This is a genomic window from Aquimarina sp. AD1 (assembly GCF_003443695.1).
Lineage (GTDB): Bacteria > Bacteroidota > Bacteroidia > Flavobacteriales > Flavobacteriaceae > Aquimarina > Aquimarina latercula.
The window spans coordinates 152,843-167,330 of sequence record NZ_CP031966.1; the positions used below are offsets into that span (position 1 = coordinate 152,843).

Sequence of the window (14,488 nt, forward strand, 5' to 3'; positions counted from 1 at the left end):
TAAATCAAAATTAAACAACTTCCTAGTTTTAATCCTTAGGAACGGATATATTATTATTGTTATGAAAAGCAGTATCCGTTTTCGGCAGCTACTTTATCAGCAATTTTTGTTCTTAATGCAACCACATTTGGTTGGTTCGCATATTTAGTGAAACGTTTAAGTCCCATTAACATCATGCGTTGCTCATCTCCTTCAGCAAAAGAAACGATTCCTTCTTTTCCTTTTTTAATAACGATATCTACTGCGTTATATAAGTATAATTGAGACATTGCAATTTGAATCTCTTGAGAATCTTCTCCAAAACGCTTAGCATTTTTCTCTGTACGTAGAATTGTAGATTCCGCCATATAGATTTCAATTAGAATGTCAGAGGCAGCCATTAATAATTGTTGGTGCTCTTCTAATTGCGGACCAAATTTCTGCATAGCAGCTCCTGCCACCATTAAGAATACTTTCTTTAATTTTGCAATGATCTCTTTTTCTTCTGCAAATAAAGCAGAGTAATCAGGAGTATCAAAAGAAGGAATTCCTGTTAATTCATCAGCAACCTTCATAGCAGGATTTAAAAGATCTACATGACCTTTCATTGCTTTCTTTACTAGCATACCTACAGCTAACATACGGTTGATCTCATTAGTACCTTCATAGATACGAGAAATACGAGCATCTCTCCAAGCAGATTCCATAGGAGTATCTGCAGAGAATCCCATTCCTCCAAATATTTGAATACCTTCATCTGTAGTATTCTGAACATCTTCAGAAACAGCTACTTTTAGTATAGAACACTCGATAGCGTATTCTTCAACTCCTTTTAATTCAGCTTCTTGATGTGTATTTCCTTCCGCTTGTCGGATAGCAATTCTATCTTCGATATTTTTTGCAGCACGATAACTTGCAGATTCATCTGCATAGGTATTCGTAGCCATTTCAGCGATCTTAGATTTGATTGCTCCAAAATTCATAATTGGAGTTTTAAACTGAATACGCTCATTAGCATATTTAGTAGCTTCTCCAATTACTCTACGTTGCGCATCTAAACAAGCTGCTGCTAATTTGATACGTCCAACGTTTAAAGCATTCATCGCAATTTTAAATCCATTACCTCTTTCTGATAACATATTCTCTACAGGGACCTTAGTGTCACTAAAGAAAACTTGACGAGTAGAAGAGGAGTGGATACCTAATTTCTTTTCTTCATCACCTAATGAGATACCGTTAGAATTGTTAGGATCATATTCTACAATAAATCCAGTGATATTTTTGTCATCCTCAATACGAGCAAAAACAATCATTACATTACAGAATCCTGCATTAGAGATCCACATTTTTTGACCTGAGATCAAATAATGTTTACCATCTTCTGATAATACAGCTTTTGTTTTTCCAGAATTTGCATCAGATCCTGCGCCTGGTTCTGTTAAGCAATATGCTCCCATCCACTCTCCAGTAGCTAATTTCGAAACATATTTCTTCTTTTGTTCTTCGTTTCCATATAATGATATTGGCATAGTACCAATACCTGTATGTGCTCCAAAAGCAGTACTAAATGATCCTGTAGCACCTGATATATAATCACATACTAACATTGTAGAAACAAATCCCATTCCTAGACCGTCATATGCTTCTGGTACAGCAACACCAAGAAGACCAAGTTCTCCGGCTTTTTTCATACACTCTGCAGTAAAAGCATAATCTTTTGATTCGAATTTTTCCCAGTGTGCCCAAAGTTCTCTATCTACAAATTCTTTGGTACTATCACGCATCATCTTTTGCTCTTCAGAAAAATCTTCTGGAGTAAATACATCTTCAGCTTTCGTTTCTTTCACAAGGAATTGTCCTCCTCTAAGAATGTCTTTATTTAAAGTTTCTGTACTCATTTTATTAGTGTTATTTCTTTATTCTATTTTTTTTAGTTCAAAAATTCAAAAATACCTGCAGCACCTTGTCCCGTTCCAACACACATGGTTACCATTCCGTATTTACCTTTCATATCACGTTTGCGCATCTCATCAAATAACTGAACAGAAAGTTTAGCTCCAGTACAGCCAAGTGGGTGACCTAAAGCAATAGCACCTCCATTTACGTTCACTATATCTTGATTGATGTTTAGCTCACGCATTACCGCTAATGATTGTGAAGCAAAAGCTTCATTAAGTTCAATCAGATCGATATCATCTTGTTTTAAACCAGCTTGTTTTAATGCTTTAGGAATAGCCTTTACAGGACCGATTCCCATAATTCTAGGCTCTACACCGGCTGCAGCATAGTTTACAAGTCTTGCGATTGGCTCTAGGTTTAATTCTTTTACCATATCCTCACTCATTACCATTACAAAAGCTGCACCATCACTCATTTGAGAAGAATTACCAGCAGTCACACTTCCGTCAGCTGCAAATACAGGTCTTAGTTTACCTAATACTTGTTTGCTAGTTCCGGCACGTGGTCCTTCATCTTTATTTACGGTGTATGATTTGCTAGCTTTTTTACCATTTTCATCAACATAAATCTGTTCAACATTGATAGGAACAATTTGATCCTGAAAACGATCCTCTGCTTGCGCTTTTAAAGCTTTCATATGAGAATTGTAAGCAAACTCATCTTGATCTTCTCTAGAAACATTAAATTGATTGGCAACCGCTTCTGCAGTATTTCCCATTCCCCAATAATAATCTTCATGACCAGACTTTGCTAAATCATAGTTTAATTCTGTTTTGTATCCAGTCATAGGAACTGAACTCATGCTTTCTGCACCACCGGCTATAATACAATCTGCCATTCCAGCTTGTATTTTTGCAGTAGCCATACCTATGGTTTCAATTCCAGAAGAACAGAATCTATTTACAGTAACACCTGGTACATCAATAGATTCTAATCCCATCAATGATATTAAACGTGCCATATTAAGACCCTGAGATCCTTCTGGCATAGCATTACCAACAATAACATCATCAATACGGCTTTTGTCTAATTGTGGTAGCTCTTTCATCATATGCTGAATTGTTTCAGCAGCTAACTCATCAGTTCTTTTAAATCTGAACACTCCGCGAGGCGCTTTTCCTACGGCTGTTCTATATGCTTTTACTATATATGCGGTTTTCATTTCTTTTTCTTTTTTCTAGTTTCTTAAAGGTTTACCTTTCTTAAGCATATGTTCAATACGCTCTAACGTTTTGCGTTCTGTACATAAAGACAAGAAAGCTTCGCGCTCTAGATCTAATAGGTATTGCTCCGTTACAAGGGTAGGTTCTGATAAGTCTCCTCCAGCCATAACATATCCTAACTTATTTGCTATTTTATGATCATGCTCTGAGATATATTTACTTGCTTCCATTGAATCTGTTCCAACTAAAAACATACCTAGTGCTTGTTTTCCAAGGACTTTTACATCTTTTCTTCTAACAGGTTGTGTATATCCTTGTTCTGCCATTAATTTTGCATATGCTTTCGCTGTAGCGATCTGACGATCTTTATTAACAACAACTATATCTTTTCCTTTTTGAAGTAAGTTTGTATCAAATGCTTCGTAAGCAGAAGTGGATACTTTAGCCATACCAATAGTTAAGAAATGTTCCTGTAATACATTAAGTTCTACATCATCTTTCTTAAAAAGATCTGAAGCTCTTAAAGCCATTTCTTTTGATCCACCACCACCAGGGATTACACCAACACCAAATTCTACTAATCCCATATAGGTTTCTGCAGCAGCAACTACTTTATCAGCGTGCAATGAAATTTCGCATCCACCACCTAATGCCATGCCGTGAGGAGCAACAATTGTAGGGATCGAAGAATAACGCATACGCATCATAGAATCTTGGAAATACTTAATAGCCATATTTAGCTCATCGTATTCCTGCTCTACAGCCATCATAAAAATCATTCCGATATTTGCTCCAACAGAAAAGTTAGCGGCTTGATTACCTACAACTAATCCCTGGAAGTTTTTTTCAGCCATATCAATAGCTGTATTTAATCCTGCAAGTACATCACCACCTATAGTATTCATCTTACTTTGGAATTCTACATTAAGGATTCCATCGCCAAGATCTTCTACTACAACACCGCTGTTTTTGAAAACTTCTGATGATTTACGAATATTATCAAGAATGATAAATGCGTCTTGTCCAGGAACTTTTACTTGTTCCTTTTTCGGAATGTCGTAATAATTAGTAGCTCCATTCTTTACAGTGTAAAAAGAAGTACTTCCTGAAGCGATCATATCATGTACCCAAGCAGCTGGTTCGTACCCTTCTGCTTTCATTATTTCGATTCCTTTTTCTACTCCGATAGCATCCCATATTTGGAAAGGTCCGTGTTCCCATCCAAATCCTGCTTTCATGGCATCATCAATCTTATAAAGATCATCAGTGATTTCAGGGATGCGATTTGATACATATGCAAATAATGCAGCAAAACTTTTACGATAAAACTCGCCTGCTTTATCTTTTCCGGCTACAAGTACTTTAAAACGATCCACTACTTTATCAATAGTCTTGGTCATTTCTAAAGTAGTAAATGAAGCTCTTTTTTTGCTTCTATATTCTAAAGTGTCAAGATCTAAAGAAAGGATTTCCTTTTTTCCTTCTGGCGAAACACTCTTTTTATAAAATCCTTGTTTTGTTTTACTCCCTAACCATTTGTTCTCCATCATTGTAGTGATGAAAGCAGGAAGTTTAAATAATTCGTGACGTTCATCATCAGGACAATTATCTGCAATACCGTTAGCCACATGTACTAAAGTATCTAACCCTACTACATCAACTGTACGAAAAGTAGCAGATTTAGGGCGTCCTATTACTGGACCTGATAATTTGTCTACTTCTTCTATAGTTAATCCCATATCTTTTACCATATGGAATAAACTCATAATACTAAAAATACCTATTCTGTTTCCAATAAAAGCTGGAGTATCTTTAGCTACTACTGATGTTTTTCCTAAGAATTGTTCTCCATATCCGTTAAGGAATTCGAGAACTTCTGTAGAAGTATTTGGACCAGGAATAATCTCAAATAATTTTAAGTATCGTGCCGGGTTAAAGAAATGTGTTCCACAGAAATGTTTCTGGAAATCTTCACTTCTTCCTTCATTCATAAATTTTATTGGTATACCTGAGGTATTGGAAGTTATTAGTGTTCCAGGAGTTCTATGTTTCTCTAGGTTTTCAAAAACTAGTTTTTTGATATCCAGTCTTTCTACTACTACTTCTATGATCCAGTCTACGTCTGCTACTTTTGCAACATCATCTTCTAGGTTACCCGTAGTGATACGATTTGCAAATTTTTGACTGTAAATAGGAGAGGGTTTAGACTTAAGAGCGGCGGTTAGTGAATCATTTACTAACCTATTACGAACCACTTTGCTTTCTAATGTAAGACCCTTGGCCTTTTCTTTGTCGTTTAATTCTCTTGGTACTATATCTAACAATAGTACTTCGACGCCTATATTAGCGAAATGACATGCAATACCGGATCCCATAATTCCTGAACCAACTACTGCAACTTTTTTAATGACTCTTTTCATTTTTTTTAACTTCTGGTTGTTAAGATGTTATAGATTCTTGTTTTGTGTATATTTTCTTCGTAGCAATGAGATCATTGATCAATTGAAATACTTCTAAGAAAGTATCTAACTTTTCTTTAGAAACATGTTTTCTTACGGCATGATCAAATGTAAAAACTACGTCTTTTGAAAAATTTCTCATTTCTACACCGAAAGGTGTTAGATAAATTAAAACACCACGGCCGTCTTGAGGATTCTTCTTTCTAAAGATTAATCCTTTTTCTTCCATGGTTTTTAAAGTTCTAGATAAACTGGTGGCTTCCATACCCATTTTAGGGCCTAATGAGGTAGATGGTGTTCCGTTTTCAGGATCAATGCTAATTAAAGCAAAACCTGTTGCCATTGTACTACCTTTTTTACCTGCTTCTTCGTTATACATCTTGGCAACTGCCATCCATGTAGCTCGTAGTGCATAATCAATCGTTTTTTCTCTCATTCAGAAAATTTGTTATGCAGTAAAGGTAAGAAAAATTTACTATGCACGCATAATAAATTGTGTAAAAAATCAAAAAAAGAGTAAGTAATTTACGTTTTTCTATTGAATTAATAAAAAAACTCCTCATAAAATGAGGAGTTTACTGATTTAAAGTTAAAGTTTTACACTATACATTTGTAATCAGTGAATTGAATTAGCCATAAATTTTACTGTATAGATCTTGGTATTTTGCCTTGATCACTCTTCTTTTTAATTTCATTGTAGGGGTAAGGTGTTCCGCTTCAATACTCCATTCATCAGATGTAAGTTCGAATCGTTTGATGCGTTCCCATTTTCCAAATTTTTCATTATGTTCATCTACTTCTTCTTGGAAACGATCAATTACTATCTGATTACTAACAATTTCTTCATTAGTAGTTCCAATAGATATGCCTTTTCGGTTTGCCCAGTCTTTTACAAATTCGAAATTTGGTTGGATAAATGCAGCTGGCATTTTTTCTCCATCTCCAATTACCATTATTTGTTCAATAAAACGAGATTGTTTCATTGCGTTTTCGATTACTTGAGGCGCTACATATTTTCCACCTGAAGTCTTGAACATTTCTTTTTTACGGTCTGTAATTCTTAAGAAACCTTCATTATCTATTTCTCCTATATCTCCAGTATGAAAATATCCATCTTTTAATACTTCTTTACTTTTTTCCTCATCTTTGTAATATCCCATCATAACTTGAGGACCTTTTACAAGAATTTCTCCATCTTCCGCAATTTTTACTTCGGTATCCGGAAGCATTTTTCCAACAGTACCAATTTTAAACCCTCTGTCTCTAATATCATTAACGGAGACTACAGGTGACGTTTCGGTTAATCCATAACCTTCCATTACGTTAATACCAGCAGCATTGAACACTCTAGCTAGTCTGGATTGTAAAGCAGCACTACCGGAAGCTATTACTTTAAGATTTCCTCCTAATGCTTCTTGCCATTTACTAAATATTAATTTTTTGGCAATACCTAATTTCTTTTCATACCACCAACCATTTGCTTCATATGGTTCATATTCAAGACCAAGCTCTACCGCCCAGAAAAACAATTTCTTTTTGATACCAGTGAGGTCAGCTCCTTTAGCAATAATTTTATCATATACTTTTTCTAGAAGTCTAGGAACAGCAGTCATCATATCCGGCTGTATCTCTTTTAAGTTGTCACTTATAGTTTCTAGAGATTCTGCAAAGTAAATACCAATACCTCTATACTGGTATAGATACATTAACATTCTTTCATAAATATGGCAAACCGGTAAAAAACTCAATGCTTTAACTTCTCCTCCAAAATCTGCAAATCTCGTAGAGCTATGTAAAGCGTTAGATACAATGTTTTTATGACTTAGCATTACACCCTTAGGTCTCCCAGTGGTTCCAGAAGTATAAATTAATGTAGCTAAATCGTCTTCTTTAACAGAAGCCATTATTTTTTCTACTTCTTCTTGATTACTATCATCTTTACCAAGTTCTAATACTTTATTCCAGCTATCACATCCATCAAGATCATTAAAAGAATATACTCCTTTTAATGAAGGAACATTGCCTTTTATGTTATTTACTTTTTGTAAAACTTCATCATCAGATACAAAACAATAAACAGATTCTGAGTGATTTAGAACATATTCGTAATCTTCTTGGGAAATAGTAGGGTAGATAGGTACATCTTGTGCAGCGATCTGTAAAACTCCAATATCCACAATATTCCATTCCGTTCTATTATTGGAAGAAATAATTGCGACCTTATCATTAGGCTTAACTCCTAATCGTAATAGACCACGACTGATCTGATTTGCTTTATCTACATACTCCTTAGTTGAAGTTGCAACCCACTCACCATTATATTTCGTAATTAAAGCTTTGTCTAAGTTGTATTTTTCTAATTGATAATGCGGAAAATCAAATAATCTAGTAATTGTATTCATACGTTGTTTCAGATATTTTTACTCTGTTTAAAAGACCTTCAGTTAACTGTATTTTTAAGAAAAATGATAGTTAACCGTTATTATAAAGTTGCACAAAATTTATTTTATATTCTTAAAATTCTCGTACTTTTTATTCTATAGAGAATTTTTTGAAAATTACTATGCGCGCATAGTTTCGCAAATTATAAAAAATCTAACAATACACAACCCTAATATATAAAAAAAGGAGCTATCTTTTGATAACTCCTTAAGTTTTATGGGATTTAATTGAATAATTATTGTTTTAGAATTTTAAAAGTTTTGACGTTTTCTTCCATTTCAATCGTTAAAAAGTACAATCCTACATTTAATTTTGAAATATCAAATTCTTGATTTCCAGAAACTTTGTTTTTTGTAGCAACCTTTTGTCCAATGACATTTCTTAAATGTAGATTGAAATTGGAGGAAGAAGTTGCTGATATTTGTAGTAGATCTTTTACGGGGTTTGGAAAAACTTTGAATTCTGAAAATAAATTTTCTTCAATAGTTAATACATTTTCATTGATACCATTTATTATTAAATCATCGAAAAAGAATCCATCACTTTCGATGTCACTATCTGAAACAAATTGAAAACGTATTTTAATCGTTTCTCCTAAATAATCGCTAAGATCAATTTCTTCTAATATCCAATCCGTTTGAGTTCCATCGTATAGAGGCTCTCCTGTTGGTTGACCTGGATTTGTACTTCCCGAGTTGGTAAATTTTCCACATTGAGGAGTCCAAGAAGATCCATTATCGATAGAAACTTCAAATTGAGTATAATCCCAATTATTTTCGATATCCCATTTGGCATTAAATTGAACATTAGCAAAAGCCGCTGTGGTAAGATCGATACTTTGGGTAAGTTCAATTGTTTTGTTTTCATTAGCGCCATAGTTTCCAGTAGGAGATTCAGTTATTGATGCATTGGCAGAAACAAATGTAGTTGTTGTTGTGGACCATCCAGATTGCGTATAATCTGTTAAACTATTAGCGTCATTATTTACAATACTCTGTAATGATCCATATTTTTTAATGACATTTATGGATTCAGTAATCGTACCTCCATCTATTTCAATAGTATAAGAGATCTCATCACCAACTTTTATTGTATTATCAACGTTGATCTGGATATTATCTGTAATATCTTCTCCGATTTGGGTATTGTTATACGTTTTAGTGTTACCAACGCTAGTAATATTATTTGATATTGGTATAATAGCTACAGTAAAGTTTCCATTTCCTGTTATACCAAGTCTTTTTAGTGTATACTCTGCATTAAAAGAAGTCATTTCTCCTACAAAAAGACTTCCTATACTTTCTAATTGTGCATAATTGTTAGTCATTTTTGCAGCAGTAAGATTTAGATACATCATTTCTTTGCAGATCCCATCTATTTGGTTAGAAGCAGGCCAGAAGGAGGTCCCAACTTCTGGAGTAAAAGAAAATATTTTATTGTGAGATGATGATACACCTCCGTACATAAAATCATCACTATCACCAGCAAATGGAGCGTCTCTTAATGGGTTATAACCGTTTTGAGAAGTAAGTTCGGTTCCTATTGCAATAAAAATATCCTCATCAGGAGTTGGCGTGTTGGCGGCATAGGAATATGGGAAATATAATAACTCTCCAAAAGTGTGGTTGTTTAAAGCAATAACAAACTCGTGTTGTTCAGTAAACCACTTCATTGCTTGGTTTTCTACCTCAGAAAAAGCACTAGTGCCGTGATAGGTTTGATCATTTGTATTACTAGATGAGCCTGGACCTCCCCAAGTAGCTGCTGTAGAATTTCCATTAGGATAGTGGTCGTAATTTCTGTTATTATCAACCCCGTGTGTATTGAATCTATTTTTTCTCCATAATCCACCTCCGTTTGGATTTGTTACTTGATTATAAAGATATCCGTCTGGGTTTATGACAGGTACGAAATATAACTCAGTATTATCTACAATTTGTTTAATATCAGGATCAGTATTGTAATTCTCTAATAAATACCACATATAATAGATGAGTTGCGATAAACTTGCAGGTTCTCTCGCATGATGTATGGCATCATATAATATTTCAGATTCGTTTTCATTTACATCAGGATTATCAGAAATACGCACCCATTGTATTGTATTTCCTCCTATGGATGGAGAAACGGAATTATCAGGTGTACCATTCGTAACAAATGTACCGATGTCCGCTCTTGCCGAAATTAATGTTGGGTATTGTACTCGCATGGCATCAAGATTATCTAACATTTCTTGATAAGTTAGATATCCGCCCATAGATCCAAGAGAAAAGTTAGATGGAGTTGGGTAGTTGTTAACGGTTCCGTTTCCGGACGGACATGTTAAATTCTGAATCGCTTTTTGATTTTTCGCTATCTCATTTCTTAGTATAAAATCGGCCTCTGCATCTTCAATTATAATTTCTACATTAAACCCAAGATCTTTTGCAGTCTGAATCTCTTCATTAGAAAAATCGGAAATAATGAACATCCCTCGTTTATGTTGTCCGTGGTCCATTGGTACTCCAGCGTCCATTAAGATCTTAAAATTAGCTGAAGTATTATAAATAATTTTTGCTCTGCTATATGACGGTTTTGTTTGCGCTATAATCGTGGCCGAGACCAAAAAAAACAGGAAAATAATTTTTTTTTTCAAGGGTTTAGGTGTTTAGGTTTTAAAATAGTTAATAGCAATGGGATAAAAATACTGATTAAATCTTCAATCGTAATATTCCATTGATCAATCTAACTAGTATAGATATATAACAGTTAGACTATAATAAACCCTAAACAGATTAAACTAATAATGTACTGAATTCGTATAACTATTGATTTTTAATCCACTTTCTAGCATTTACGAAAGCTTCTAACCAAGGTGATACTTCATCCTGTCTTCCTTCGGGATAATTTGCCCAATTCCATTGAAATGTAGAACGTTCTATATGTGGCATCATTACTAAATGACGTCCAGATGTGTCGCACATCATAGCAGTGTTATAATCTGATCCATTAGGATTTGCAGGGTATCCTTCATACCCATATTTAGCAACAATGTTATATTGATCCTCAGAAAGAGGAAGGTTAAATTTCCCTTCACCATGAGAAATCCATACTCCTAATGTGCTTCCTGCTAATGTGGATAACATAATCGAATTGTTTTCTTGTATTTTAACAGAAGTAAAATTGCTTTCGTGTTTATGAGAATTATTATGATGCATTTTCCCATGCTCGCTATGCTCAGGATTGATTACTTCTAATTCCATAAATAATTGACACCCATTACAAATCCCTACGGATAAGGTATCTTCTCTTTTGAAAAAGTTTTTGAGTGCAGTATTTGCCTTTTCGTTATAAAGAAAAGCGCCGGCCCAACCTTTTGCGGAACCTAAAACATCACTGTTAGAAAATCCACCTACAGCTCCAATAAATTGGATGTCTTCTAATGTTTCTCGACCAGATATTAGGTCAGTCATATGAACATCTTTAACATCGAAACCTGCTAAATACATAGCATTTGCCATTTCACGCTCAGAATTACTTCCTTTTTCACGGATGATAGCAGCTTTAGGTCTTGGTTGATCATTAATAATTACTGGAAGCTGTCCTGTAAAATGTTTAGGGAAACTATATTGTAAAGCTTGATTTTCAAAATTTTCAAAACGATCTTTTGCTAGATTATTGGCAGTTTGCTTTTGATCTAATAAATACGATGTCTTGAACCAAGTTTTTCTAAGTTTTTCGATATCAAAATTGTAAGAATCATCTACATTTTTAATTTCTAATGAAGCTTTATTGGTTACTGTACCAATATTGAAAAACTGGATGTTATTCTGAGAAAGTATAGCTTCTATATTAGAATTATTAGCACTTTGGAATACAATACCAGCGTTTTCAGCAAATAGTAACTTGATAGTATCTTGTTCTCCAAGTTTAGAAAGGTCTAAGGTTGCTCCCAGATTAATATCTGCAAAACATAATTCAAGTAGTGTAGTAATTAACCCTCCAGAAGCAATGTCGTGTCCAGCAACTATTTTATTTTCTCTTATTAGTTGTTGGATAGTATTAAAAGTGTTTTTAAAACTTTGAGCATCCTTAATATTAGGAGCTTTAGAACCAATTTTATTTGTTATTTGTGAAAAAGATGAACCACCTAATTCATAATTGTCTTGTGATAAATTGATATAATAGATATCTCCACCATTTTTTTGAAGAACTGGCTCTACCACTTTAGTAATATCATTACAATTGGCAGCTGCAGAAATAATTACAGTACCCGGAGAGATTACTTCTTCATTAGGATATTTTTGCTTCATCGAAAGAGAATCTTTACCAGTAGGCACGTTGATTCCTAAATCAATAGCAAAATCGGAAATTGCTTTTACTGCTTTATACAATCTGGCATCTTCACCTTCATTTTTACAGGGCCACATCCAGTTTGCCGATAGAGAAATAGATTGTAATCCATCTTTAAGTGGAGCCCAAACGATATTGGTTAAAGCTTCTGCGATAGAATTTTTGCTTCCCGCTTCGGGATTAATAAGTCCAGAAATAGGGGAGTGTCCAATAGATGTAGCGATACCTTCTTTAGAGGTGTAATCTAAAGCCATTACTCCACAATTATTAAGTGGTAATTGTAAGGGTCCAGCACATTGTTGTTTGGCAACTTTTCCACCTACACAACGGTCTACTTTGTTTGTTAGCCAATCTTTACAAGCAACAGCTTCTAACTGCAATACTTGTTCTAGATAGTCATGAATATTTTCTTTTTGATAAGATATCTCCTTATAATTACGATCAATTGTTTTGTCATTCATGATCGTTTTAGGAGAACTACCGAACATATCTTCTAGTGCAAGATCCATTGGTTTATCACCTTTGGTTTTTGATTGAAAAGTAAAACGATCATCACCTGTAACATCACCTACTTGATACATTGGAGAACGTTCACGATCAGCTATACGTTCTAAAGTATCAATATCTTTTTGCCCAATGACTAATCCCATACGCTCCTGAGATTCATTACCAATAATTTCTTTTGCAGAAAGGGTAGGATCTCCAACAGGTAATTTATCAAGATCAATTTTTCCTCCTGTTTCTTCTACTAATTCAGAAAGACAATTTAAATGACCTCCAGCTCCATGATCATGAATAGAAACAATAGTATTTGTATCACTTTCTACCATACCTCTAATAGCGTTGGCAGCACGTTTTTGCATTTCTGGATTAGAACGTTGGATTGCATTTAATTCGATTCCACTACTAAATTCCCCAGTATCTGCAGAAGATACTGCAGCTCCACCCATACCAATTCGATAATTTTCTCCACCAAGAATAACGATTTTATCACCAGTTTCAGGTTTGTCCTTTAGTGCTTGTTCGTTCTTACCATATCCGATACCACCAGCTTGCATAATAACTTTGTCAAAACCTAATTTACGAGCATCTTCTTCGTGTTCAAAAGTTAATATAGATCCAGTAATTAAGGGTTGCCCAAATTTGTTACCAAAATCTGAAGCTCCATTAGAAGCTTTGATTAAAATATCTACTGGAGTTTGATATAACCATTTTCTTTTTTCGACCGACTGTTCCCAAGGACGATTTTCTTCTAATCGAGAATAGGAGGTCATATATACAGCAGTTCCCGCTAGCGGTAAAGAACCTTTTCCACCTGCAAGACGATCTCTAATTTCTCCACCAGAACCTGTAGCAGCGCCATTAAATGGTTCTACTGTAGTAGGGAAATTGTGTGTTTCAGCTTTAAGTGAGATTACACTTTCGTAATGTGTTTCTTGATAAAAGTCTGGTTTGTCAGCACTTTTTGGCGCAAATTGAGTAACCTTAGGACCTTTTATAAAAGCTACATTATCTTTGTATGCAGAAACAATATCATTAGGATTTGTTTCTGAAGTTTTCTTTATCAATTTAAAAAGAGAGGTTGGCTGTTCTTCTCCATCGATGATAAAAGTACCGTTGAATATTTTGTGTCTACAGTGTTCTGAATTTACCTGAGAGAAACCAAAGACTTCCGAATCTGTAAGTTTTCTTCCGATTTTTTCAGAAACTTCTTCTAAATACACTACTTCTTCTGCGCTTAATGCTAAACCTTCTGCTTTATTATATACATCGATATCATCAATTTCTAGAATGGCTTCAGGCTCAATATCAATGGTATAAATATCTTGGTTTAAATTAGAATACTTTTGCGAAAGCATAGGGTCAAAATCAGTGTAATTTTCAGTAACCGCTTCGAACTCTTCAATTCTGATAATTCCCGATATCCCCATATTTTGAGTGATTTCCACTGCGTTGGTACTCCATGGAGTTATCATAGCGGCCCGTGGACCAACAAAAAAAGCGTCAATAGACGCCGTTGAGATTTTAGGTTGGTTGCCAAATAACCATACTAATTTTTTGATGTTTTCTGTTGAGATTTCGTCAGTGGTTTGTACTGCAAATACTTTCTCATTTTGGTTTCCGAAGAAGTGGATCATGCTCCCAGACTTTGTG

General features: G+C 34.6%; 7 protein-coding genes. All 7 read right to left on the reverse strand.

Annotation, left to right across the window (positions count from 1 at the left end):
- Positions 1-59: 59 nt before the first annotated feature.
- The 7 genes from D1815_RS00725 to purL all read right to left on the reverse strand — a co-directional run bounded on the left by D1815_RS00725 (position 60) and on the right by purL (position 14,472).
- Complete coding sequence (locus D1815_RS00725) at positions 60-1,877, reverse strand: acyl-CoA dehydrogenase family protein (RefSeq protein WP_027392075.1); 1,818 nt, start codon at positions 1,875-1,877, stop codon at positions 60-62.
- 32 nt (positions 1,878-1,909) lie between these two features.
- Complete coding sequence (locus D1815_RS00730; RefSeq protein WP_027392074.1) at positions 1,910-3,100, reverse strand: acetyl-CoA C-acyltransferase; 1,191 nt, start codon at positions 3,098-3,100, stop codon at positions 1,910-1,912.
- A 15-nt stretch (positions 3,101-3,115) separates the two neighbouring features.
- Complete coding sequence (locus D1815_RS00735) at positions 3,116-5,521, reverse strand: 3-hydroxyacyl-CoA dehydrogenase/enoyl-CoA hydratase family protein (RefSeq protein ID WP_118385541.1); 2,406 nt, start codon at positions 5,519-5,521, stop codon at positions 3,116-3,118.
- A gap of 19 nt (positions 5,522-5,540) precedes the next feature.
- Positions 5,541-5,996: a MarR family winged helix-turn-helix transcriptional regulator gene (locus D1815_RS00740; RefSeq protein WP_027392072.1), complete on the reverse strand. Its 456-nt coding sequence runs from the start codon at positions 5,994-5,996 to the stop codon at positions 5,541-5,543.
- A 193-nt stretch (positions 5,997-6,189) separates the two neighbouring features.
- The gene (locus D1815_RS00745) at positions 6,190-7,962 is read right to left on the reverse strand and encodes a long-chain fatty acid--CoA ligase (RefSeq protein WP_118385542.1); all 1,773 of its coding nucleotides are present in this window, start codon (positions 7,960-7,962) and stop codon (positions 6,190-6,192) included.
- A 275-nt stretch (positions 7,963-8,237) separates the two neighbouring features.
- Positions 8,238-10,637, reverse strand: coding sequence for a M14 family metallopeptidase (locus D1815_RS00750; RefSeq protein WP_118385543.1), 2,400 nt, complete (start codon positions 10,635-10,637; stop codon positions 8,238-8,240).
- Between the two features lie 169 nt (positions 10,638-10,806).
- Positions 10,807-14,472, reverse strand: a complete 3,666-nt coding sequence (gene purL, locus D1815_RS00755) for a phosphoribosylformylglycinamidine synthase (RefSeq protein WP_118385544.1) — start codon at positions 14,470-14,472, stop codon at positions 10,807-10,809.
- Positions 14,473-14,488 lie beyond the last annotated feature (16 nt).